This window comes from Nocardioides gansuensis, from assembly GCF_003076135.1.
Taxonomy (GTDB): Bacteria; Actinomycetota; Actinomycetes; order Propionibacteriales; family Nocardioidaceae; genus Nocardioides; species Nocardioides gansuensis.
The window spans coordinates 96,582-118,972 of record NZ_QDGZ01000009.1 but is presented as its reverse complement, the minus strand read 5'-3'; the positions used below and the strand labels follow the sequence as shown (position 1 = coordinate 118,972).

Below are 22,391 nucleotides of genomic sequence, written 5' to 3'. Positions count from 1 at the left end.
GCCGGGCCAGCCGCGCATCCCGGGCGCGTCGGGGTCACTCAGGCCGGCTTGAGCCAGGCGTCGACGGCGGCCAGCCCCTCGGCCTTGGCGTCCTCGGGCGCGCGGGACGCCTGGAACGACATCCGCGCGAGCTCGGCGAGCTGGTCGTCGGTGAGGTCGTGGGCCGCGCGCATGGTGGCGTACTGCCCCGCCAGCCGCGAGCCGAAGAGCAGCGGGTCGTCGGCGCCCAGCGCCACGGCCGCGCCGGCCGCCAGCAGCTCGGGCAACGGCACCGAGGTGAGGTCGGAGTAGACGCCCAGCGCGACGTTGGAGATCGGGCACACCTCGAGCGCGACGCCGGCCTGCACGATCCGGTCGAGCAGCTCGAGGTCCTCCGCCGCGCGCACCCCGTGGCCCAGGCGCTGCGCCCCGAGGTCGTCCAGGCAGACCCGGATGTGCTCGGGGCCGCGCAGCTCGCCGCCGTGGGGAGCCAGCAGCAGCCCGGCGCGCTCCGCGATCCGGAAGGCGGGCGCGAAGTCCTCCGTCCGGCCGCGCCGCTCGTCGTTGGACAGCCCGAAGCCGACCACGCCGCGACCGGCGTACTGCGCCGCGAGGCGGGCCAGCGTGCGCGCGTCGAGCGGGTGCCGGGTGCGGTTGGCCGCGACCACGACGGCCATGCCGAGGCCGGTGCGGGCCGACGCGTCGCGCACGCAGTCGAGCACGAGGTCGGTGAACGCGGTGATGCCGCCGAACCGGGCGGCGTACCCGCTCGGGTCGACCTGGATCTCGAGCCACCGGCCGCCGTCGGCCACGTCGTCCTCGGCGGCCTCGACCACCAGGCGCCGCACGTCGTCCGGCGTGCGCAGCACCGAGCGGGCGACGTCGTAGAGCCGCTGGAAGCGGAACCAGCCCTTCTCGTCGGCCGCCGAGAGGCGGGGCGGCCAGTCCTCGACGAGCGCGTCGGGCAGCGTGATCCCGTCCCGTTCGGCCAGCTCGATCAGCGTGGCGTGCCGCATCGACCCGGTGAAGTGCAGGTGCAGGTGGGCCTTCGGCAGGGCCCGTACGTCGCGGGGCGCGCGCGCTGCGCCCCCGTCACCCATGCCGCCATCGTAGGGCTCGGGGGTCGCCGGCCTCGGTTCGACTCGGCGCCCACCGAGCCCGTATGCTCTCGTGTTGGTGGTTCTGCCACATGCTTCAGCCTGCCCGTCGCCGGGCGGACGAAGCCTGGGAGCCACCGGAGGGCACTAGCTCAACTGGCAGAGCATCGGTCTCCAAAACCGAAGGTTGGGGGTTCAAGTCCCTCGTGCCCTGCAGATGACCATGCACGACGAGTAGGTGGGAAAGGTGGACGACGTGTCGGACAGCAGCGCCGCATCCAGCACGCGGGAGGACTCCCGTGGCGCCGGCAAGCGCCCCGGTCCCGTCACGTTCTACCGCCAGGTCGTGGCAGAGCTCCGCAAGGTGGTCTGGCCGACCCAGCAGCAGCTGGTCACCTACTTCCTCGTGGTGATGGTCTTCGTGATCGTGATGATGGCGATCGTGTCGGCGCTCGACCTGGCGTTCGGCAAGCTCGTCTTCGCGCTGTTCACCAACGACGGCGCGCAGTAGCGCACCCTCGCCACCTGACCGCGCACCGGCTGCTGCCGGTGCGGACCCGCAAGACGAAGTGACGGAGCAACACGTGTCGGACACCCACGACCCGGTCGAGTCGGCCGAGGACGTCCAGGAAGCCGCAGAGGCGCCGGCCGAGCAGGCCGGTGACGTGCAGGCCGCCGCGGAGACCCTGGAAGCCGTCGAGACCGACGAGAACGTCGAGACCGACGGTGCCGAGGAGTCCGCCGACTCCGAGACGGCCGAGGAGGTCGACGACGTCGAGCCGGCCGAGGCCGAGGAGCCCGGAGCGGAGGACCCGCTCGAGGCGTTCCGTCGCGAGCTGTGGGCCAAGCCGGGTGACTGGTTCGTCATCCACACCTACTCCGGCATGGAGAAGCGGGTGAAGGCCAACCTCGAGAACCGCATCATCTCCCTCAACATGGAGGACTACATCCACGAGATCGTGGTCCCCACCGAGGAGGTCGCGGAGATCAAGAACGGCCAACGCAAGATGGTCACCCGCACCGTCCTGCCCGGCTACGTCCTGGTCCGCATGGACCTCACCGACGAGTCCTGGTCGGCCGTCCGCCACACGCCGTCGGTGACCGGCTTCGTGGGCCACAGCCACCAGCCCGTGCCGCTGAGCCTCAGCGAGGTCGAGGACATGCTGGCCCCGACTGCCGTCGCCGCCGCCGAGTCCGAGGCCGCTGCCGCCGGCGAGTCCCGCGGGGTTGCCGCGCCGGCCGCCAAGAAGCCCGTCGAGGTCGCCGACTTCGACGTGTCCGACTCCGTCATGGTCGTGGACGGCCCGTTCGCCACGCTGCACGCGACGATCACCGAGATCAACGCGGAGTCCCAGAGGGTCAAGGCCCTCGTCGAGATCTTCGGCCGGGAGACCCCGGTCGAGCTGAGCTTCAGCCAGATCCAGAAGGTCTGAGCAGGCTCGCAAGTCAGGTGGCAGAGGCGCACCGCTGAGCGATCAGGGCGCCTCGTCATGACCACGAGAGGAAAGAAGAAGGAATGCCTCCCAAGAAGAAGATCGCTGCGCTGGTCAAGGTGCAGCTGCAGGCCGGCGCAGCGACGCCGGCCCCGCCCGTCGGCACCGCCCTCGGTCCGCACGGTGTCAACATCATGGACTTCTGCAAGGCGTACAACGCCCAGACGGAGTCGATGCGCGGCAACGTCATCCCGGTCGAGATCACGATCTACGAGGACCGGTCCTTCACCTTCATCACGAAGACGCCGCCGGCCGCCGAGCTCATCAAGAAGGCCGCCGGCCTCAGCAAGGGCTCGTCCGTCCCGCACAAGGACAAGGTCGGCAAGCTGACCAAGGACCAGGTCCGCGAGATCGCGCAGACCAAGCTGCCCGACCTCAACGCCAACGACATCGACGCCGCGATGAAGATCGTCGAGGGCACCGCCCGCTCGATGGGCGTCACCACCGACTGAAAACGTGGGAGAGCCGCGCTGGCTCGCTAACCACACACTTTCCGACAGAGAAGAGAAAGCATCATGCAGCGCAGCAAGACCTACCGCGCCGCGGCCGAGCAGTTCGACAAGAACGAGCTCTACGCCCCGCTGACCGCGATCAAGATCGCCAAGCAGTCCTCGAAGAAGAAGTTCGACGAGACCGTCGACGTCGTCATGCGCCTCGGTGTCGACCCCCGCAAGGCCGACCAGATGGTGCGCGGCACCGTCAACCTTCCCCACGGCACGGGCAAGACCGCCCGTGTCCTCGTGTTCGCCAACGCCGAGAAGGCCGAGGCGGCGCGTGAGGCCGGTGCCGACATCGTCGGTGGCGACGAGCTCATCGAGAAGGTGAACGGCGGCTGGATCGACTTCGACGCCGTCGTCGCCACCCCGGACATGATGGGCAAGGTCGGTCGTCTCGGCCGCGTCCTCGGTCCCCGTGGCCTGATGCCGAACCCGAAGACCGGCACCGTCACCCCCGACGTGGCCAAGGCCGTCTCGGACATCAAGGGCGGCAAGATCGAGTTCCGCGTCGACCGCCACGCCAACCTCCACTTCATCATCGGCAAGGCGTCCTTCTCGGAGGCCCAGCTCGCGGAGAACTACGCCGCGGCGCTCGAGGAGGTCCTCCGCCTGAAGCCGGCCAGCTCGAAGGGCCGCTACATCAAGAAGGTCACCGTCTCCACCACGATGGGCCCCGGCATCCAGGTCGACCCCAACCGCACCAAGAACGTCGCGGTCGAGGACGAGGCCGCGCAGGCCTGATCCACCGCACGTCCGGACCCGCCCCGGCCGCCCGTAGGGTGGCCGGGGCGAGTTCATTTCCGGAAGTGGGGAGCGCAGTGGTGGCGGGGAGTACGGCGAGTCGGCTGGGCCGGCGCCTCGCGACCGCCGTCGCGGTCGTCGCGGTCGGCCTGTCCGGTGACGCCTGTGACGGCCCCGTCGGGCAGCCTCCTGGTGCGGCCGACTCTCCGGCACCCCTCCAGCAGCTGTCGGCCGAGCAGCTGCTGCCGGCCGTGGCCACCGCTCTGGCGAAGGCCCGCACGGCGTCGTTCACCGTCACCGTCACCACGACGGGCAGCGACCCGGCCGTCGCCGCCGGGACGCTCGCGCTCGAGGGCGTCCTGCGCCTGGACGGCCGCGGCGTCGACCTCGCGGCCTCGGCGACAGGCGACCACGCGCTCGAGGTGGTGCTGCTGAACCGGGCGCTCTACGTCCGCGACGAGGCCGGAGGCCCCGAGTGGCTTGCCCTCGACCTGGCCGACCAGTCCCACCCGCTCTCGCTGCTGGGCCGGACCGTGGATCCGCGCCGGCTGTTCGCGGCGATGGGGACGCCGCCGGTCACCTTCGTGGGCGAGGAGGAGGTGGGCGGGGTGCCGACCCACCACTACACGGTGGCCCTCGACCCCGCGGCGTACGTCGCGGCGCTCGACCTGCCCGAGGGCTTCGTGCGCTACCTGCCCGCCACGATTCCGCTCGACCTGTGGGTCGACGGCGACCACCGGCCGGTGCGGTTCCGCCAGGAGGTGCAGTCGGTCGCAGCGGCGGGGGGTGCACCGGTGATCACGGCGACCGAGGGGACCTGGTCGGACTTCGGACGGCGGGTGCGCATCGTGGCACCGCCGGACGCCGAAACCACCGACGACTGGCCGGGGATGTGACAGATTGACCTCCGGTCCCTCGGCGGACCCAAGAGGGCCGACCCCCTGGGAGGGGGCCGGCCCTCGGCTCGTCATGGCCCCGCGGCCCGCCCGCCGTCACTCCATGAAGACACGCTCGTCGACCAGCTGCTCGGAGATCCGCCGGCCCGTGGTCTCGAAGCGCCCCTGGTCGAAGCGCTTGCGATACTCCAGCTCCAGGCTGCGCCCGAAGCGGTTCTTCTCCACGGTCACCACGGCCCACTCGCGGAACCTCTCCGCGTTGCCGAGGTCGTAGGTCAGGTGGTGGCGGGCGACGATGTCGAACTTGCTGTTGAGCACCATCACGATGTCGGCCTCGTAGGCCAGGGCGGAGGACCCGCGAAGGTGGTTGAGCCGCATCCGTCGCCCGGGCTCCATGCCGACCTTGTCCGCAGCCACGACCGCGAGCACCGGCGCGGAGAGGTCGATCGCGAGGTCCTTGAGGCCCTCCACCACCACGGTGCTGCGTTCTTCCTCCTCAGCGGGAGCGTGGGGCACGTGCACCTTCTGCAGGTAGTCGACCACGATCAGGGGCATCACTCCGGACTCGCGCTGCACCGCCTCCGCGGCGTCCCGGATGGCCGCGAGACCGGTGCTGCTCCCGGTCGAGCGGTGCACGAACAGCAGCGGCGAGTAGTCGCGCACCACGCCCAAGGCCTGGTTGGCGTAGGGGACACCGTCCAGCCGTTGCTCGATCGTGCCGCCCTCCAGCGCGTCGAACGCCTCCTGGATCGCGCTCAGCCGGGCCTGGTCCGAGTCGTCGAGCTCACCGGCCTCGAGCGAGACGAGCTTGGCGAGCAGGTCCTCGGCCTCGTGCTCGTAGGAGAAGTAGAGGATCGGGCGCCCCAGGCGCACGACGTTGCGGCAGACCTGGAGGGCGAACGTGGTCTTGCCCAGACCGGCGGGTCCGGCCAGCAGCACAAGCGAGCCCGAGCGGAGGCCGCCTCCGATCGCCGGATCGAGCGCACCGAAACCGGTCGGCCAGATCCGGTCGGCGGCGTGCCGTCCGGACCGCATCCGGTCGCTCGCCGCGTCGAGGGTCGTCGTGAGGGTGCTGAGCTTGTCGTCCACGTGACCATGGAAGCAAAGAGCGCGCGTCTTGGTGCCCGAATGCCGCTGATTTGTACGCCGCGCACGCGAGGCCGTACAGTTCCCACTCGAAACCAGAGACCGCCGGTTGTCTCGGGCGCATTGCCCGGGACCGAAGGTGCCGCAGCAGCGGACGGCCAGCGCAGGTGAGAGCAGAGTCCACGTCATCGACGCGGATCCACGCCCTGAGCCTGTGCTCGGGGCGTTCGTCGTTGAGGGGCCGGGACGCCGGGGTCGAGTCCGGAAGGAGACCCATGGCGCGGCCAGAGAAGACTGCTGCCGTTGCGGAGATCGTTGAGTCGTTCAACGACGCCGCCGGTGCTGTGCTGACCGAATACCGCGGGCTCACCGTGAAGCAGCTGCAGGAACTGCGGCGCTCCCTCGGCGAGAACGCCAACTACGCCGTGGTCAAGAACACGCTGGCCAAGATCGCCGCCACCGAGGTGGGGATCGTTGGCTTCGACGACCTGCTGACCGGCCCCACCGCCATCGCCTTCATCAACGGCGACGTGGTCGAGGCCGCCAAGGGTCTGCGTGACTTTGCCAAGGCAAACCCCGCCCTCGTCATCAAGGGCGGCGTCCTGGACGGCAAGCCCATCGACGCGAGCGAGGTGGCCCAGCTGGCCGACCTCGAGTCGCGCGAGGTGCTCCTGGGCAAGATCGCGGGCGGCATGCTCGCGTCCCTGTCCCAGGCCGTCTACCTCCTCAACGCGCCGATCGCCCAGGCCGCCCGTCTCGCGGGTGCGCTGCAGGCCAAGGCCGAGGAGGACCCCTCGATCCTCGCAGGTGGTGCCGGCACGCCGGCCGCTGCCGAGGACGCTCCGGCCGCCGACGAGGCCGTTGCCGAGGAGACCGAGGCTCCGGCCGAGGCCCCCGCGGAGACGACCGACGAGGCAGCCGAGTCCACCGACGCCTGATCCCAGGCCGACGTACACCACCTGAAACCCACGGCCCCGGGGAACCCCGGGACCGACAGAACGGAAGGAAACGCCATCATGGCGAAGCTCACCACCGACGAGCTGCTCGACGCGTTCAAGGAGATGACCCTCATTGAGCTGAGCGAGTTCGTGAAGCAGTTCGAGGAGACCTTCGGCGTCACCGCCGCCGCCCCCGTCGCCGTTGCCGCTGCCCCCGCCGCCGGCGGTGCCGCTGCGGGTGCCGAGGAGGCCGCCGCGCAGGACGAGTTCGACGTGGTCCTCGAGGCTGCCGGCGACAAGAAGATCAACGTCATCAAGGAGGTGCGCGCCCTCACCTCCCTCGGCCTGAAGGAGGCCAAGGACCTCGTCGAGGCCGCGCCGAAGCCCATCCTGGAGAAGGTCAACAAGGAGGCCGCGGACAAGGCCAAGGAGGCCCTCGAGGCCGCCGGCGCCACCGTCTCGGTCAAGTGACCCGCATGTCGTGACTGCTCCGCAGGTCACGACGCCGTCCGGAGGGCGGTCACCCTGCACCAGGGTGGCCGCCCTCCGGCCATTTCCGGCTGGCTCGCTGTGTGGCGCGTGCATGACGGAGGTGAGGATCCCGCGTAACCTCGCGCCCACATCCGCGTTGATACCCCCGAGTAATGCCGGGGGGTGGACGGTGATCGCGGGAAGCGGTCTACGGGCAGCAGCTAGGGAGAGACAGCGCAATGGGCGTCGAGATCAAGATCGACGGGCTCACCAAGAGCTTCGGCAAGCAGCTGATCTGGGGTGACGTCACGCTGACGGTTCCCGCCGGCGAGATCTGCGTGATGCTCGGCCCCTCCGGCACCGGCAAGTCCGTGCTGCTGAAGACCCTGATCGGCCTCATCAAGCCCGACCGCGGCTCGGTGGTCATCGAGGGCACCGACATCGCCAGCTGCTCGGAGAAGGACCTCTACGAGATCCGCAAGCTCTTCGGCGTGCTGTTCCAGGACGGCGCGATGTTCGGCTCGATGAACCTCTACGACAACGTCGCCTTCCCCCTCCGCGAGCACACCAGGAAGTCCGAGTCGGAGATCCGCTCCATCGTGATGGAGAAGATGGACCTCGTCGGCCTCATCGGTGCCGAGACCAAGCTGCCCGGTGAGATCTCGGGAGGCATGCGCAAGCGCGCCGGCCTCGCCCGCGCCCTCGTCCTCGACCCCGAGATCGTGCTCTTCGACGAGCCTGACTCCGGCCTGGACCCGGTGCGCACATCGTTCCTCAACCAGCTCATCGTCGACCTCAACGCCCAGATCGACGCGACGTTCGTCATCGTCACCCACGACATCAACAGCTGCCGCACCGTGCCTGACAACATCGGCCTGCTCTACCACAAGCACCTGGCCATGTTCGGACCGCGCGAGATGCTGCTGTCGTCGGAGGAGCCGGTCGTCCGGCAGTTCCTCAACGCCCAGCGGGTGGGCCCCATCGGCATGTCGGAGGAGAAGGACGCCGACGAGCTGGCGGCCGAGGCCGACCAGGAGCTGCCCCCGCTGCCGCCCATCCCGCTCCAGCTCGAGCCCTCCAACGGCATCCCGCGTCGCGCCCAGCGCCCGCCGGGCGAGTGGTGCCGCCTCAACGGCGTGACGCCCCCTCCCGGCTCCTTCCAGTCGGCCAACGCCGGCCTCGCTCCGGGGGCCTGACCGCGCCGTGGCTTCCTTGACCGCTTCTCGGGCTCTCGCCCCGATCGGGACCGCAGGCAAGCTCTTCGCCTTCGCGCTCGACGTCGGTGCCGGGCTCTTCCGCCGACCCTTCCAGCTGCGCGAGTTTCTGCAGCAGGCCTGGTTCATCGCGTCGGTGACCATCATCCCGACGGCACTGGTGGCCATTCCCTTCGGTGCGGTCATCGCGCTGCAGGTGGGTGGGCTGATCAAGCAGTTCGGCGCGCAGTCCTTCACCGGGTCGGCGTCCGTGCTCGCCGTCGTCCAGCAGGCGGCACCCATCGGCACCGCCCTCCTCATCGCGGGCGCCGGTGGCTCGGCCATCGCGGCCGACCTCGGCGCGCGCAAGATCCGCGAGGAGCTCGACGCCATGATGGTGCTGGGCATCGACCCGATCCAGCGCCTGGTGGTGCCCCGCGTCCTCGCCTGCATGCTCGTCGCCTTCTTCCTCAACGGCATGGTCAGCGTCGTGGGCGTCGCCGGCGGCTACGTCTTCAACGTGGTCCTCCAGGACGGCACCCCGGGTGCCTACCTCGCGAGCTTCACCGCCCTGGCCCAGCTCCCCGACATCTGGATCGGCCTGATCAAGGCGCTGGTGTTCGGTCTGATCGCCGCGATCGTCGCCTCCTTCAAGGGCATGAACGCCGGCGGAGGCCCGAAGGGCGTCGGTGACGCGGTCAACGAGTCCGTCGTCATCACGTTCCTGCTGCTCTTCGTCGCCAACTTCGTCCTGAGCATGATCTACCTGCAGGTCGTGCCCCCGAAGACGGGATGACGTGATGGCTGCCAAAGACCTCTACAAGAAGCCGCTGGACTCGCTCGACGAGCTCGGCGACCAGCTCGCGTTCCACATCGGCGTGCTGCGCGCCGCTCCGCGCTCGGTCACCCGCTACCCGCGCGAGATCCTGCGCATCCTCGCCGAGGTCACGCTCGGCTCTGGTGCCCTGGCCGTCATCGGTGGCACCGTCGGCGTCATCATCGGCATGACGTTCTTCACCGGTGCCCAGGTCGGCCTCTCGGGCTACGCCGCGCTCAACCAGCTGGGCACCGCGGCGTTCTCCGGCTTCGTCTCGGCCTACTTCAACACCCGCGAGATCGCCCCCCTCGTCGCCGGCATCGCACTGGCCGCGACCGTCGGCTGCGGGTTCACGGCCCAGCTCGGCGCCATGCGCATCTCCGAGGAAGTCGACGCCCTCGAGGTGATGGCGATCCCCTCGATGCCGTTCCTGGTCGCCACCCGCGTCATCGGTGGCCTGATCGCGATCATCCCGCTGTACGTCGTGGGCCTGCTGTCGTCCTACTTCGCCAGCAGGCTGGTGGTCACCGCCTACTACGGCCAGTCCGCGGGCACCTACGACCACTACTTCAACGCGTTCCTGCCACCGGGTGACGTGCTGTGGTCGTTCGGCAAGGTTCTGGTGTTCTCGGTGACCGTCATCCTGATCCACTGCTACCACGGCTACACCGCCTCCGGCGGTCCTGCGGGCGTGGGTGTGGCGGTGGGCCGTGCCGTGCGCACGAGCATCGTGGCCATCAACGTGCTCGACCTGTTCCTGTCCATGGCCATCTGGGGCGCGTCCACGACCGTCAGATTGGCGGGCTGACCCATGAACGCGATCAGGCACAAGCTGCTCGGCGCCGTCTTCCTGGCCCTGATGCTGTTCGGCATCTGGGTCTCCTACGGCGTCTTCACCAAGCAGTTCGCGGACTACGACACGGTCAGGCTGCAGACCTCCAAGATCGGGCTGCAGCTGCCCGACCGCGCGGACGTCAAGATCCGCGGCGTCATCGTCGGCGAGGTCACCGAGATCCAGGCGACCCAGGACGGCGCGCTGCTGGAGCTCGGCCTCTTCCAGGACCGGGTGGCGGCGGTGCCCGAGAACGTCTCCGGCTCCATCGTCCCCAAGACCCTCTTCGGCGAGAAGTACGTCTCCCTCGTCGTCCCGGAGGGCGACCTGGGCGACCCCATCGAGGTGGGCGCCACGATCCCGCGCACCCAGGTCTCGACCGAGGTCGAGCAGGTGCTCTCCGACCTCTACCCGCTCCTGCGCGCCGTCCAGCCCGCCCAGCTGCGCCAGACCCTCGACGCGATCTCCACCGCCCTGGAAGGCCGGGGCGAGGAGCTCGGTGCCAACCTGGAGACCCTGGACAGCTACCTGAAGCGGTTCAACCCGCAGCTGCCGGCGCTCATCGAGGACCTGCGGCTGGCAGCCCAGTTCTCCGACATCTACGCCGACGTGCTTCCCGAGGTGGCCACGATCCTGCGCAACACGATCACCACCACCCAGACCCTGGAGGGTCGCGAGGCCAAGCTCAAGGCCCTGTTCACCGACGTGTCCGAGCTCAGCGGCACGGCCGAGCGGTTCCTCGACAACAACGGCGAGAACATGGTCCGCCTCGGCGAGCTGAGCAGGCAGCAGTTCCGGCTGCTGGCCCGCTACGCCCCGGAGTTCCCGTGCCTGGCCGGCGGCCTGGTCAACGCGGGCAAGCGCGAGGCGGAGGCCTTCCGCGGGTTCATGCTGCACATCGTGCTCGAGACCCTGCCCAACCAGCCGCGCGGCTACGGGCCGCAGGACACGCCGGTCTTCGGCGACACCCGTGGTCCCTACTGCGGCCGGCTCCCGATGCCGCCGTGGTCGCAGGAGAACAGGGTGCGCCACCAGCCCGACGTCGTCGATGGCGTGGACGAGCCGACCGGCAAGGGCACGTCCCGCGTGGCGACGGGGTGGGGGACCGGCGCGGGCTGGGCCGGAAGCCCCGACGAGACCGCGCTGCTCAAGGGGCTCCTCGGTCCCACCCTGGGGACCGCCGCCGAGGACGTGGAAGACCTCGGGCCACTTCTGATCGGGCCGATGGCGAGAGGAGCGGAGGTGAGCTATCGATGAGCAGGAAGGGTCTGGACAAGAAGACCAGCATCGACCTCAGCAAGCTGCTCGTCTTCATCCTGGTGACCACCGTGGCGACGTCGCTGCTCGTGATCGTCGTCGGCAACATCAGCTTCGAGGGCACGCGCACCTACAAGGCCGAGTTCGCCGATGCCACCGGCGTGGTCAAGGGCGACGACATCCGCATCGCAGGAGTGCGGGTCGGCGCGGTCGACGACGTGGAGATCCACGACCGCTCCCGCGCCCTGGTGACCTTCAGCCTGGACGAGGACTCGGGCATCACGCCGGACACGCAGGCGGCCATCCGGTTCCGCAACCTGGTGGGCCAGCGCTACATCGCGCTCACGGGGACGACCGGCACGCAGGGCCGGCTCCCGGAGGGAGCGACGATCCCCGTGGACCGGACGTCCCCCGCGCTCGACCTCACGGTGCTCTTCAACGGGTTCAAGCCGCTCTTCCAGGCGCTGTCGCCGGCGGACATCAACAAGCTGTCCTACGAGATCATCCAGGTCTTCCAGGGCGAGGGCGGCACGCTCGAGAGCCTGCTCACGCACACCGCGTCGGTGACCTCGACGCTCGCCGACCGCGACCAGGTCGTCGGCGACCTCATCGACAATCTCAACGAGGTGCTGGTCCACATCGGCGATCGCGACAAGGAGCTCTCCCGCCTCATCGCGTCCTTCCGCACGCTCGTGTCGGGGCTCAAGAAGGACCGGCAGGCGATCCTGAGCTCCCTCGACGAGGTGTCCGCGCTGTCGGTCGAGACCGCGGGCCTGCTCTCGGGCATCCGCCGCCCGTTCGTCGAGGACGTCAAGCAGCTCGAGAAGCTCGCCGGCAACATGGACCGCAACAAGGCCGAGCTCGACCGCGCGCTCCAGGTGCTCCCGATCAAGGTGACCAAGATCGGCCGCACCGCGATCTACGGCTCCTGGTTCAACTTCTACCTCTGCCAGTTCACCGGGCGCGTCAAGCTGCCCGGTGGAGTCAACGTCCCGGTCGACTACCAGACCGGGTCCGACAGGTGTGATCTCGGATGATTCCCTTTCGTGAGCGCAATCCCGTCCTGGTCGGCGCTGTCAGCATCGTGGTGCTGGCGGGCCTGCTCCTGATGGCCATGCGCGCCAACGACCTCCCCGTGATCGGCGGCGGCGACACCTACTACGCCTCCTTCAAGGAGTCGGGCGGCCTCAAGGCCAACGACGAGGTGCGCATCGCCGGCGTCCGCGTCGGCAAGGTCGACGCCGTCGAGCTGGAGGGTGACTCGGTGAGGGTGTCCTTCAAGGTCGACGAGTCGGCCGAGTTCGGCCCCGAGACCAAGGCACACATCAAGGTGAAGACGCTGCTGGGCTCGATGTTCCTGGCCCTCGAGCCGCTCGGCTCGGGCCAGCTCGAGGAGGGGACCACCATCCCCCTCGAGCGCACCACCTCGCCGTTCGACGTGGTCGCGGCGTTCGAGGGCCTGGCCGAGACGAGCGCACAGATCGACACCGACCAGCTCGCCGACGCGCTCACCACACTGTCCGACCTGACCCGCAACACGCCGGACGAGTTCCGCGCCGCTCTCTCCGGAGTCAGCCGGCTCTCGGCCAACGTGGCGGCGAGGGACGCGCAGATCAACACCCTCCTGCAGAACCTCGAACGGGTCGCCGGCGTGCTCGACGAGCGTGACGAGGACATCATCGCGCTGATGGAGGACTCGCGCGTCCTCTTCGACGCGCTGGTCACCCGACGGCAGGCGATCCACAACCTGCTGGTGTCCACGAGCAAGCTGTCGAAGGAGCTCACGCTCCTCGTGCGGCAGAGCCGTGCAGACCTCAAGCCGGCGCTCCGTCACCTCGAGAGCGTGGTGGCGGTGCTGAACAAGAACGAGGACAACCTGGACAACGGCCTGCGCCTGCTGGCGCCGTTCTACCGGGTCTTCGCGAGCACGCTCGGCACGGGCCCGTGGTTCGACACCTACATCCAGAACATGCCTCCCGCACCGGAGGTGGGCTGACCGATGGACATGCTGAAGCGGATCCTGGTCCCCCTGGTGGTGCTGGCCCTCGCGGTCGCCGCCTTCATCACGCTGTTCAACCAGGGCGACACCAAGCGGCTGGTCGCCCACTTCCCGCGGACCGTGTCGGTCTACGAGGGCAGCGAGGTGCGGGTGCTCGGCGTCCCCATCGGCAAGGTCGAGTCGGTCGAGCCGTCGGGCACGGACGTGGTGGTCACGATGCGCTACGACGCGGAGACCAAGGTCCCGGCTGACGCGAAGGCCGCGATCGTGGCGCCGTCCATCGTGGGCGACCGCTACATCCAGCTGACCCCGGCCTACTCCGGTGGCGACGTGATGCCCGACAACTCCGAGCTCTCGGTGGAGCAGACCGCGGTGCCGCTGGAGCTCGACCAGATCTACGCGAGCATCGACGAGCTCAACGTCGCGCTCGGCCCGCGGGGCGCCAACAAGAGCGGCGCCCTCTCCGACCTCCTGGCGGTGACGGCCGACAACTTCGACGGACAGGGACAGTCGTTCAACGAGACCATCAAGAACTTCTCCCGGCTCAGCGGGACGCTTGCCAACAACCGCGAGGAGCTGTTCGGCAGCGCCGCCCGGCTCGAGGAGTTCGTGAGGACCATCGCCGACAACGACAAGACCGTGCGCGCCTTCAACCAGTCGATGTCCGACGTCAGTGAGCTGCTCGCCGGCGAGCGTGAGGAGCTCGCGGCCTCCCTGAAGAACCTTGCGGTGGCGATGGGCTCGGTGTCCGAGTTCGTCACGGAGAACCGCGAGATCCTGGGTCGCAACATCAGGGGCCTCAACCGGGTGTCGAAGGTGCTGGTGAAGCAGCGCGCCGCGCTCGACGAGATCCTCAAGGCCGGCCCGCTGGCCCTCAACAACCTCTACATGGCCTACAACCCGCAGTCGGGCACGCTCGACACGCGCGGCAACCTGCCGGCCGAGAACATCCACCAGATCTCCAGTGACCCGTCGACCTTCCTGTGTGGGCTCGTCGGCCAGGCCGACCGGTCGGGCAAGCTCTGCGACACGATCCAGGGCATCCTCCCGAGGCCGGGCGCGCTCACGGGCAATGGCGTGCTCCCCTCGCGGGAGAAGTTCGACCCCACCCTCGGCGGCCTCGTGGAGGTGGCGCGATGACCCGCGTGAAGGCGGTCCTGCTGCTCTGTGTCTCCGCCCTGCTGCTGAGCGGCTGCGACTTCAGCGTCTACAAGATGCCGCTGCCCGGCGGCCCCGACGTCGGGGACGACCCGATGCAGGTCACCGTCGAGTTCGCCGACGTGCTCGACCTGGTGCCGCAGTCGACGGTCAAGGTCAACGACGTGAGCGTGGGCAAGGTGACCGACGTCGAGCTCCGCCCCGCCACCGAGACCGCGCTCGTCACCCTCCAGATGCGCGGCGATGTCGACCTGCCCGACAACGCCGTCGCGGAGATCCGCATGACCAGCCTGCTGGGCGAGAAGTTCGTGTCGCTGCGGGCGCCTGACTCCGGTGCCAGCGCCAACGCGCTGGCGGACGGCGACGAGATCCCGCTGGAGCGCTCCGGCCGCAACCCCGAGGTCGAGGAGGTCCTGGGCGCGCTGAGCCTGCTGCTCAACGGCGGTGGCGTCGCCCAGCTGCAGACGATCACGCGTGAGCTCAACCTCGCCCTGGAGGGTCGCGAGGGCGCCGCGAAGTCGGTGCTGCGCCAGATCGACTCCTTCATGTCCCAGCTCGACGCCAACAAGGTCGACATCGTCGACGCGATCGAGAGCCTGAACCGGCTCGCGCTCGCGGTCCGCAAGGAGCAGCCCACCATCGACGCCGCGCTGGAGGAGCTCCCGAGCGCGCTGGTGTCGATCGACAGGCAGCGCGACGACCTCGTCAAGATGCTCAAGGCCCTGCAGCAGCTCAGCGGCGTCGGCGTCGAGGTGATCCGGGCCTCCAAGGCGTCCACGATCGACACCCTCGAGTCGCTGCAGCCGGTGCTCACCCAGCTCGCCGCCGCGGGTGACGACTTCGTCAACTCCTTCCACGTGTTCCTCACGTTCCCGTTCGTCGACGACGTCGTGGGCCGCGACCCGCAGGTCGCGCGCAACCTGCACATGGGCGACTACACCAACCTCTCGATCCAGCTCGAGGTCGACCTGAGCGGCGGCGGCGGCGAGCCCACGCTCCCCACCCAGCTGCCCACCGAGATCGACCCCACGGTGGTCATCGACAACGTCCTGGCCTGCCTCCAGAGCGGCTCGCTCACCAGCGAGGCCTGCGTGAAGGTGCTCGCAGTGCCCTCCGACCTGCTCGAGCTCAAGGAGGAGTGCGCCAAGAAGGAGAACGAGGGCAAGGACGTCTGCAAGCAGCTCAACCACCTGCCCAACCCGCACCTGCCGAGCGACACGCTGCTCCCGACGGCCCTGCCAACGCTCCTGCGGCCAGGTGCGGGAGACGGCGCGACCCAGACCGCACGGGGGCCGACGATGGGCCAGCTGATGGACACCTACGACCCTGCCCTCGTCAGCCTGCTCGTGCCCGGGATGGTGCTGCGATGATCACCCGCCGGACCAAGATGCAGCTGCTCGTCTTCTGCATCATCACCCTCATCGGCGTCACCTACGTCGGTGCGCGATACGCCCGCCTCGACCGCGTGTTCTTCGACGACACCTACACCGTCATCGCCCACTTCGCCGACTCCGGCGGCGCCTTCGCGGGCGCCGAGGTCACCTACCGTGGCGTGCGGGTCGGCGATGTCTCCGAGCTGAGGCTCACCGATGAGGGCGTCGACGTGGTGCTCGACATCGACAAGGACCGCGACGACATCCCGGCCGACACCCTGGCCCTCGTCGGCAACCGCTCCGCGGTGGGCGAGCAGTACGTCGAGCTGCAGCCGCTGTCCGACTCCGGTCCCTACCTCGAGCAGGACTCGGAGATCGCGCAGGACAAGACCCGCACCCCGATCGCCACCGACACACTCCTGACGCACCTCAGCGAGACCGTCTCAAGCGTGGACACCGAGGACCTCCAGACCGTCACGACGGAGATGGGCCTGGCGTTCGCGGGCACGGCCGCGGACCTCCAGCGGATCATCGACACCGGCAACGCCTTCATCGAGACCGCGGACGCCAACTTCGACGTGACCACCGCGCTGATCAGGGACAGCAACACCGCCCTGCGCGGGCAGATCGCGTCCGAGAGTGCCATCAGGTCGTTCGCGAAGAACCTCAGCGCCTTCTCGACGACGATGGTCGGCTCCGACAAGGACCTGCGCAAGGTCATCGACAGCGGCAGCGCCACCGCCACCCAGCTGCGCCGCTTCCTCGAGGACAACGAGGTCGAGCTCGGTGAGCTGATCAACAACCTCGTCACGACCGGCGAGGTGGTGGTCGCCAACCTCAAGGGCGTCGAGCAGTTCCTGGTGGTCTACCCCTACACGGTCGAGGGCGCGTTCACCGTGGTCTCCAAGACGCCCGAGACCGGCAACTACGACGCCCACTTCGGCCTCATCACCGCCAAGCAGCCGCCCGTGTGCCACCACGGCTACGAGAGCACCGACCGGCGCAGCCCCCTCGACGGCAGCAACAGGCCGATGAACGAGTCCGCCCGGTGTGCCGAGCCCGCGTCGCAGTCCAACGCGCGTGGTGTCCAGAACCTCCATCGCGCCGGTGCCGCCTATCGCGCCCCCGTGGCGGCGTACGACCCGGAGACGGGCGAGCTGACCTGGGGCGAGGAGGCCGCGGCCGCCAAGGTGACGCCCGGTACGGTGGCTCCCCGAACCCTCGGAGAGGAGTCGTGGAAGTGGTTGTACCTCCAGCCCCTGCTGACGCAGGAGTGACGTCGACCCCTTCCGCGCCCCCAAGCCACGCGACCTTCCGGCTGGTGCTCGCGGCCGTGCTCGTGCTCGTCACGGTCGCGTCCCTCGGCGTCGTCGCCTGGCGACTGGCGGTCCGCGGTGAGGACGAGTCCCTCCAGCAGAGCCGCAACGACGTGATGAAGCGGGCGAGCGAGTTCATGGGCCGGATGGGCACCTACGGCCCCGACCTGCTCGACGACAAGGGTGGGATGCCCGACTACCGCGCCAGCGTGAAGGAGGTCATCAGCCCCAAGCTGGCCGCCTCCTTCGACAAGGAGGCCGCCACCGCCGAGCAGCTCGTCGCCCAGGCGGGCGTCTCCCGCGCCGTGGAGGTCTTCTCCACCGGGGTCTCCAGCCTCGACGACGACTCCGCCCGGGTGCTGGCGGCCGGTGCGTTCACCGACACCTACCAGGTCGAGGGCAAGGAGATCGAGCAGGAGCCGAGCCCGTTCCGCCTCGAGCTGGCACTGGTGAAGATCGACGGCGAGTGGCTCGTCGACGACTTCGACCCGGTCACCTCCGACTCCGCGACGGAGTCGGGCGCGCCCGCTCCCGATCCCACCGAGGCGCCCCAGCCCGAGGAGTCCGGGCAGCCGGACGGCACCGGGGAGGGAGAGCAATGACCCCCAGCTGGTACGACGTCCTGGACGTGGACCGCGACGCTTCTGCTGACGAGATCCGCGCCGCCTGGCGGGCCGCGATCGCCGACCTCGAGCCCGGCAGCCGGCGCTTCCGCACGCTCAACCAGGCGGCGGAGGTCCTGCTCGACCCGCAGCAGCGGGCGGCGTACGACGCGCAGCTGGACGCCGAGGGCGAGGGTCTCGACTCCGCTCGACCGGCCGAGGGTGAGGGTCTCGACTCCGCTCGACCGGCCGAAGGGGAGGGTCTCGACTCCGCTCGCCTGGCCGAGGCCGCTCGACCGGCCGAGGGTGAGGAGGGGCAGCCCGGCGTCCGGCGCACGGTCCCGGCCTGGCTGCTGATCGGCCTGGGGGTCCTGGCGCTCGCGATGGCCGGCGTCGCGGCCTGGACCGGGACCATCACCTCCACCACCGCCGAGGAGGCCACTCGCGAGGCCCAGGCCGCCGCCGAGCGCGCCGTGGTGCCGATCCTGTCCTACGACCACGAGACCCTCGAGGCCGACAAGCAGCGGGCGCACACCTACCTGACGCCGGACTACCGGGCCGAGTTCGACAGGTTCTTCGCGGTGATCGAGGAGAACGCGCCGGAGACGCAGACCCGGGTGACCGGCGAGGTGCTGGCATCCGCGGTGGTCCTGGCGGGGGAGGACCGGGCCCAGATCCTGGTCTTCGTGGACCGCCCGACCACCAACAAGGTCAACCCCACGCCGGTGGTCTACCGCGACCAGGTGACGCTGACGATGGAGAGGGTCGGCGACGACTGGCTGGTGGACCAGATGCGCACCACGCCGCCTCCGGAGTGAGCCTGACGGGCCGGGAACGAAACGCGCGTTCTGCTTGACCTGAGGCGGAGCGGCCGTCATCATCGTGGCCAACGCGTGAGCGAGTCGGTCCAGATTCCTGCCCCCGCGTTTGATGTGCGTGCGCAGGTGCGCTACCCTTCCCCTTTGCGCCTGCCTTCAGATGCCCTTCGCCCTGCCCGGACGGGCGAACGTGGTGGTCGGTACGGCGCCGTCGATCGCTCGATCATTCGAAGGACACCTCTTGGCCGCGCGCAGCTCTGCTGGAAACCCCGCTCGCACCTCTTTCGCAAAGATCACCGAACCTCTCGAGGTTCCCGCGCTCCTCTCCCTCCAGACCGACAGCTTCGAGTGGCTCGTCGGCGGCGAGAAGTGGGAGGAGATGGTCGCGGCCCGAAGGGCCGCGGGTGAGGACGTCTCCGAGAAGTCTGGCCTCCAGGAGATCTTCGAGGAGATCTCCCCCATCGAGGACTTCTCCGAGACCATGATGCTCTCGTTCGACAACCCCGTGTTCGTCGACCCCAAGTACACCGAGGAGGAGTGCAAGGAGAAGGACTTCACCTACTCCCGCCCCCTCTACGTCTCCGCCGAGTTCATGAACCACGAGACCGGCGAGATCAAGGGCCAGACGGTCTTCATGGGTGACTTCCCGATGATGACCCGCAAGGGCACCTTCATCATCAACGGCACCGAGCGTGTCGTGGTGTCGCAGCTGGTCCGCTCGCCGGGCGTCTACTTCGAGCGCACCGCCGACAAGACGTCCGACAAGGACATCTACACCGCCAAGCTCATCCCGAGCCGTGGCGCGTGGCTGGAGTTCGAGATCGACAAGCGCGACATGGTCGGCGTACGCCTCGACCGCAAGCGCAAGCAGAACGTCACGGTGCTGCTCAAGGCCCTCGGCTGGACCGCGGAGCAGATCCGCGAGGAGTTCGGCCAGTACGAGTCGATGATGCTGACCCTGGACAAGGACACCCCCCAGACCCAGGACGACGCGCTGCTCGACATCTACCGCAAGCTGCGCCCGGGCGAGCCCCCGACGCGTGAGGCCGCGCAGACGCTGCTGAACAACTACTACTTCAACCCCAAGCGCTACGACCTGGCCAAGGTCGGTCGCTACAAGATCAACAAGAAGCTCGGCCTGCACGAGGCGTTCGACCAGCAGACGCTGACCGTCGACGACATCGTGGCCGCGATCCGCTACATCGTGCAGCTGCACGCCGCGGGCGCGCCCGCCGAGGCCCCGGACCTCGTCGACGCGCAGGGCAACGTCGTCCTCGGCCCGGACGAGAAGCCGATCAAGGTCCAGTCCGACGACATCGACCACTTCGGCAACCGGCGCATGCGCACGGTCGGCGAGCTGATCCAGAACCAGCTCCGCACCGGTCTGGCCCGCATGGAGCGCGTGGTCCGCGAGCGGATGACGACCCAGGACGTCGAGGCCATCACGCCGCAGTCGCTGATCAACATCCGGCCTGTCGTGGCGGCGCTGAAGGAGTTCTTCGGCACCTCGCAGCTCTCGCAGTTCATGGACCAGACCAACCCGATCGCCGGCCTGACGCACAAGCGTCGCCTCTCGGCGCTCGGCCCCGGCGGTCTGTCCCGTGACCGCGCCGGCATGGAGGTCCGCGACGTCCACCCGTCGCACTACGGCCGCATGTGCCCGATCGAGACCCCGGAAGGCCCGAACATCGGCCTGATCGGCTCGCTCGCGTCCTACGGCCGGATCAACCCGTTCGGCTTCGTCGAGACCCCCTACCGCAAGGTGGAGAACGGCGTCGTCACGGACGAGATCCACTACCTCACCGCCGACGACGAGGACCGCTACGTCATCGCCCAGGCCAACGCGCCGCTCGACGAGAAGAACCGCTTCGTCGAGGAGCGCGTCCTGGTCCGCCAGAAGCACGGCGAGGTCGACGCCATCCTGGCCGCCGAGGTCGACTACATGGACGTCTCCCCGCGCCAGATGGTGTCGGTCGCGACGGCCCTCATCCCCTTCCTCGAGCACGACGACGCCAACCGCGCCCTCATGGGTGCCAACATGCAGCGCCAGGCAGTGCCGCTGATCACCAGCGACGCCCCGCTCGTCGGCACCGGCATGGAATACCGCGCCGCCGTCGACGCCGGTGACGTGGTCGTGGCCGAGAAGGCCGGTGTGGTCAAGGAGGTGTCCGCCGACTTCGTCGAGACGATGAACGACGACGGCACCTACCAGACCTACAAGATGGCGAAGTTCCGCCGGTCCAACCAGGGCACCTGCATCAACCAGCGACCCCTGGTCTCCGAGGGCGACCGTGTCGAGGTCGGCTCGCCGATCGCCGACGGCCCGTGCACCGACAACGCCGAGATGGCGCTGGGCACCAACCTGCTCGTGGCCTTCATGCCATGGCAGGGCCACAACTACGAGGACGCGATCATCCTCAGCCAGCGCCTGGTGCAGGAGGACGTCCTCACCTCGATCCACATCGAGGAGCACGAGGTCGACGCCCGCGACACCAAGCTGGGTCCGGAGGAGATCACCCGGGACATCCCGAACGTCTCCGAGGAGGGCCTGGCCGACCTCGACGAGCGCGGCATCATCCGCATCGGCGCGGAGGTCACCACCGGTGACATCCTCGTCGGCAAGGTGACCCCCAAGGGCGAGACCGAGCTGACCCCCGAGGAGCGCCTGCTCCGCGCGATCTTCGGCGAGAAGGCGCGCGAGGTGCGCGACACCTCGATGAAGGTCCCGCACGGCGAGTCCGGCACCGTCATCGGCGTCCGGGTCTTCGACCGCGAGGATGGCGACGAGCTGCCGCCCGGCGTCAACCAGCTGGTCCGCGTCTACGTCGCCCAGAAGCGCAAGATCTCGGTCGGTGACAAGCTCGCCGGCCGCCACGGCAACAAGGGCGTCATCGCCAAGATCCTGCCGGTCGAGGACATGCCGTTCATGGAGGACGGCACGCCCGTCGACGTCGTGCTCAACCCGCTGGGTGTGCCGCGACGGATGAACATCGGCCAGATCCTCGAGCTCCACCTGGGCTGGCTGGCCAAGCAGGGCTGGGACCTCAACCTGTCCGGCGACACGAGCGAGCAGGCCTGGAAGCAGCGTCTCCTCTCGATCGGCGCCGACAAGGCCGAGCCCGGCACCAACGTGGCCACCCCGGTCTTCGACGGTGCGCGCGAGGACGAGATCACCGGCCTGCTCGGCGTGACCCTGCCCAACCGGGACGGCGAGCGCATGGTCGGCCCGGACGGCAAGGCGAGCCTCTTCGACGGTCGCTCCGGCGACCCGTTCCCCGAGCCCGTCGCGGTCGGCTACATGTACATCCTCAAGCTGCACCACCTCGTGGACGACAAGATCCACGCGCGCAGCACCGGCCCCTACTCGATGATCACGCAGCAGCCCCTGGGCGGTAAGGCCCAGTTCGGTGGCCAGCGGTTCGGCGAGATGGAGGTCTGGGCGATGGAGGCGTACGGCGCCGCATACGCCCTGCAGGAGCTGCTCACGATCAAGTCCGACGACGTGCCCGGTCGCGTCAAGGTCTACGAGGCGATCGTCAAGGGCGAGAACATCCCCGACTCGGGCATCCCGGAGTCGTTCAAGGTGCTCGTCAAGGAGATGCAGTCGCTCTGCCTCAACGTGGAGGTGCTGTCGCAGGACGGCTCCACCATCGAGATGAAGGACGCCGAGGAAGACGTCTTCCGGGCGGCCGAGGAGCTCGGCATCGACCTGTCCCGCCGCGAGCCCAGCTCGGTCGAAGAAGTCTGAGTCGCCGGTACGGCGGCCCCGCCGGGCCGCCGTACCGCCTCGGTCCCCCTCTTGCTTTCACAGAACTAACGAAGGATTGC

At 69.1% G+C, this 22,391-nt stretch carries 21 protein-coding genes and 1 tRNA gene; 20 read left to right on the top strand and 2 right to left on the bottom strand.

Annotated elements, in window-relative coordinates:
* Nucleotides 1-38: 38 nt before the first annotated feature.
* Nucleotides 39-1,079 (bottom strand): adenosine deaminase, encoded by a 1,041-nt coding sequence (locus DDE18_RS19115; RefSeq protein ID WP_116573873.1) that lies wholly within the window; start codon nt 1,077-1,079, stop codon nt 39-41.
* A 138-nt stretch (nt 1,080-1,217) separates the two neighbouring features.
* Between DDE18_RS19115 and DDE18_RS19110 the strand changes: the two genes are divergently transcribed.
* The 6 genes from DDE18_RS19110 to DDE18_RS19085 all read left to right on the top strand — a co-directional run bounded on the left by DDE18_RS19110 (nt 1,218) and on the right by DDE18_RS19085 (nt 4,703).
* Nucleotides 1,218-1,290: transfer RNA gene (locus tag DDE18_RS19110), tRNA-Trp, on the top strand.
* A 42-nt stretch (nt 1,291-1,332) separates the two neighbouring features.
* Nucleotides 1,333-1,587 (top strand): preprotein translocase subunit SecE, encoded by a 255-nt coding sequence (gene secE, locus DDE18_RS19105; RefSeq protein ID WP_116573924.1) that lies wholly within the window; start codon nt 1,333-1,335, stop codon nt 1,585-1,587.
* Nucleotides 1,588-1,645: 58 nt separating this feature from the next.
* Complete coding sequence (nusG, locus tag DDE18_RS19100; protein WP_116573872.1) at nt 1,646-2,509, top strand: transcription termination/antitermination protein NusG; 864 nt, start codon at nt 1,646-1,648, stop codon at nt 2,507-2,509.
* An 83-nt stretch (nt 2,510-2,592) separates the two neighbouring features.
* Nucleotides 2,593-3,021, top strand: a complete 429-nt coding sequence (gene rplK / locus DDE18_RS19095) for a 50S ribosomal protein L11 (protein ID WP_116573871.1) — start codon at nt 2,593-2,595, stop codon at nt 3,019-3,021.
* A gap of 63 nt (nt 3,022-3,084) precedes the next feature.
* Nucleotides 3,085-3,807, top strand: coding sequence for a 50S ribosomal protein L1 (gene rplA / locus DDE18_RS19090; RefSeq protein ID WP_116573870.1), 723 nt, complete (start codon nt 3,085-3,087; stop codon nt 3,805-3,807).
* 80 nt (nt 3,808-3,887) lie between these two features.
* A complete protein-coding gene (locus DDE18_RS19085) occupies nt 3,888-4,703 on the top strand; it encodes an SCO4651 family lipoprotein (RefSeq protein ID WP_133241274.1) in 816 nt (271 codons plus the stop codon).
* Between the two features lie 96 nt (nt 4,704-4,799).
* Here DDE18_RS19085 and DDE18_RS19080 read toward each other — a convergent pair whose 3' ends face one another.
* Nucleotides 4,800-5,792 carry a DnaB-like helicase C-terminal domain-containing protein gene (locus DDE18_RS19080; protein ID WP_165821242.1) on the bottom strand — a complete coding sequence of 331 codons (993 nt, stop codon included), beginning with the start codon at nt 5,790-5,792 and terminating at the stop codon, nt 4,800-4,802.
* 272 nt (nt 5,793-6,064) lie between these two features.
* Here DDE18_RS19080 and rplJ point away from each other — a divergent pair, with 272 nt between their 5' ends.
* The 14 genes from rplJ to rpoB all read left to right on the top strand — a co-directional run bounded on the left by rplJ (nt 6,065) and on the right by rpoB (nt 22,311).
* Nucleotides 6,065-6,727 carry a 50S ribosomal protein L10 gene (gene rplJ, locus DDE18_RS19075; RefSeq protein ID WP_116573867.1) on the top strand — a complete coding sequence of 221 codons (663 nt, stop codon included), beginning with the start codon at nt 6,065-6,067 and terminating at the stop codon, nt 6,725-6,727.
* A gap of 78 nt (nt 6,728-6,805) precedes the next feature.
* Nucleotides 6,806-7,198 carry a 50S ribosomal protein L7/L12 gene (gene rplL / locus DDE18_RS19070; protein WP_116573866.1) on the top strand — a complete coding sequence of 131 codons (393 nt, stop codon included), beginning with the start codon at nt 6,806-6,808 and terminating at the stop codon, nt 7,196-7,198.
* Nucleotides 7,199-7,437: 239 nt separating this feature from the next.
* Complete coding sequence (locus DDE18_RS19065) at nt 7,438-8,394, top strand: ABC transporter ATP-binding protein (protein ID WP_116573865.1); 957 nt, start codon at nt 7,438-7,440, stop codon at nt 8,392-8,394.
* A 7-nt stretch (nt 8,395-8,401) separates the two neighbouring features.
* Nucleotides 8,402-9,187, top strand: coding sequence for an MlaE family ABC transporter permease (locus DDE18_RS19060; RefSeq protein ID WP_116573864.1), 786 nt, complete (start codon nt 8,402-8,404; stop codon nt 9,185-9,187).
* A 4-nt stretch (nt 9,188-9,191) separates the two neighbouring features.
* Nucleotides 9,192-10,016: an MlaE family ABC transporter permease gene (locus DDE18_RS19055; protein ID WP_116573923.1), complete on the top strand. Its 825-nt coding sequence runs from the start codon at nt 9,192-9,194 to the stop codon at nt 10,014-10,016.
* Nucleotides 10,017-10,019: 3 nt separating this feature from the next.
* Entirely contained in the window at nt 10,020-11,297 is a 1,278-nt protein-coding gene (locus DDE18_RS19050; RefSeq protein ID WP_116573863.1) for an MCE family protein, read from the top strand.
* Nucleotides 11,294-12,334, top strand: a complete 1,041-nt coding sequence (locus DDE18_RS19045; RefSeq protein WP_116573862.1) for an MCE family protein — start codon at nt 11,294-11,296, stop codon at nt 12,332-12,334. The genes DDE18_RS19050 and DDE18_RS19045 overlap by 4 nt, the downstream gene beginning before the upstream one ends.
* Nucleotides 12,331-13,293, top strand: a complete 963-nt coding sequence (locus DDE18_RS19040) for an MCE family protein (RefSeq protein WP_116573861.1) — start codon at nt 12,331-12,333, stop codon at nt 13,291-13,293. Before DDE18_RS19045 ends, DDE18_RS19040 begins: the two co-directional genes overlap by 4 nt.
* Before the next feature lie 3 nt (nt 13,294-13,296).
* Nucleotides 13,297-14,436, top strand: a complete 1,140-nt coding sequence (locus tag DDE18_RS19035) for an MCE family protein (protein ID WP_116573860.1) — start codon at nt 13,297-13,299, stop codon at nt 14,434-14,436.
* A complete protein-coding gene (locus DDE18_RS19030) occupies nt 14,433-15,824 on the top strand; it encodes an MCE family protein (protein ID WP_116573859.1) in 1,392 nt (463 codons plus the stop codon). Before DDE18_RS19035 ends, DDE18_RS19030 begins: the two co-directional genes overlap by 4 nt.
* On the top strand, nt 15,821-17,104 hold the full coding sequence (locus DDE18_RS19025) for an MCE family protein (protein WP_116573858.1): 1,284 nt from the start codon (nt 15,821-15,823) through the stop codon (nt 17,102-17,104). The genes DDE18_RS19030 and DDE18_RS19025 overlap by 4 nt, the downstream gene beginning before the upstream one ends.
* Nucleotides 17,101-17,745 carry a hypothetical protein gene (locus DDE18_RS23115; protein WP_165821241.1) on the top strand — a complete coding sequence of 215 codons (645 nt, stop codon included), beginning with the start codon at nt 17,101-17,103 and terminating at the stop codon, nt 17,743-17,745. Before DDE18_RS19025 ends, DDE18_RS23115 begins: the two co-directional genes overlap by 4 nt.
* Nucleotides 17,742-18,563: a J domain-containing protein gene (locus tag DDE18_RS19015; RefSeq protein WP_116573857.1), complete on the top strand. Its 822-nt coding sequence runs from the start codon at nt 17,742-17,744 to the stop codon at nt 18,561-18,563. Before DDE18_RS23115 ends, DDE18_RS19015 begins: the two co-directional genes overlap by 4 nt.
* Before the next feature lie 241 nt (nt 18,564-18,804).
* On the top strand, nt 18,805-22,311 hold the full coding sequence (rpoB, locus tag DDE18_RS19010) for a DNA-directed RNA polymerase subunit beta (RefSeq protein ID WP_116573922.1): 3,507 nt from the start codon (nt 18,805-18,807) through the stop codon (nt 22,309-22,311).
* Nucleotides 22,312-22,391 lie beyond the last annotated feature (80 nt).

Excerpts from the sequence above, each read along its gene's own strand:
- DDE18_RS19025 (WP_116573858.1), top strand. The coding sequence starts at position 15,821 with ATGATCACCCGCCGGACCAAGATGCAGCTGCTCGTCTTCTGCATCATC.
- rplK (WP_116573871.1), top strand. The coding sequence starts at position 2,593 with ATGCCTCCCAAGAAGAAGATCGCTGCGCTGGTCAAGGTGCAGCTGCAG.
- rplL (WP_116573866.1), top strand. The coding sequence starts at position 6,806 with ATGGCGAAGCTCACCACCGACGAGCTGCTCGACGCGTTCAAGGAGATG.
- rplJ (WP_116573867.1), top strand. The coding sequence starts at position 6,065 with ATGGCGCGGCCAGAGAAGACTGCTGCCGTTGCGGAGATCGTTGAGTCG.
- DDE18_RS19065 (WP_116573865.1), top strand. The coding sequence starts at position 7,438 with ATGGGCGTCGAGATCAAGATCGACGGGCTCACCAAGAGCTTCGGCAAG.
- DDE18_RS19030 (WP_116573859.1), top strand. The coding sequence starts at position 14,433 with ATGACCCGCGTGAAGGCGGTCCTGCTGCTCTGTGTCTCCGCCCTGCTG.
- DDE18_RS19055 (WP_116573923.1), top strand. The coding sequence starts at position 9,192 with ATGGCTGCCAAAGACCTCTACAAGAAGCCGCTGGACTCGCTCGACGAG.
- rplA (WP_116573870.1), top strand. The coding sequence starts at position 3,085 with ATGCAGCGCAGCAAGACCTACCGCGCCGCGGCCGAGCAGTTCGACAAG.
- DDE18_RS19040 (WP_116573861.1), top strand. The coding sequence starts at position 12,331 with ATGATTCCCTTTCGTGAGCGCAATCCCGTCCTGGTCGGCGCTGTCAGC.
- DDE18_RS19035 (WP_116573860.1), top strand. The coding sequence starts at position 13,297 with ATGGACATGCTGAAGCGGATCCTGGTCCCCCTGGTGGTGCTGGCCCTC.
- DDE18_RS19015 (WP_116573857.1), top strand. The coding sequence starts at position 17,742 with ATGACCCCCAGCTGGTACGACGTCCTGGACGTGGACCGCGACGCTTCT.
- DDE18_RS19115 (WP_116573873.1), bottom strand. The coding sequence starts at position 1,079 with ATGGGTGACGGGGGCGCAGCGCGCGCGCCCCGCGACGTACGGGCCCTG.
- DDE18_RS19045 (WP_116573862.1), top strand. The coding sequence starts at position 11,294 with ATGAGCAGGAAGGGTCTGGACAAGAAGACCAGCATCGACCTCAGCAAG.
- DDE18_RS19050 (WP_116573863.1), top strand. The coding sequence starts at position 10,020 with ATGAACGCGATCAGGCACAAGCTGCTCGGCGCCGTCTTCCTGGCCCTG.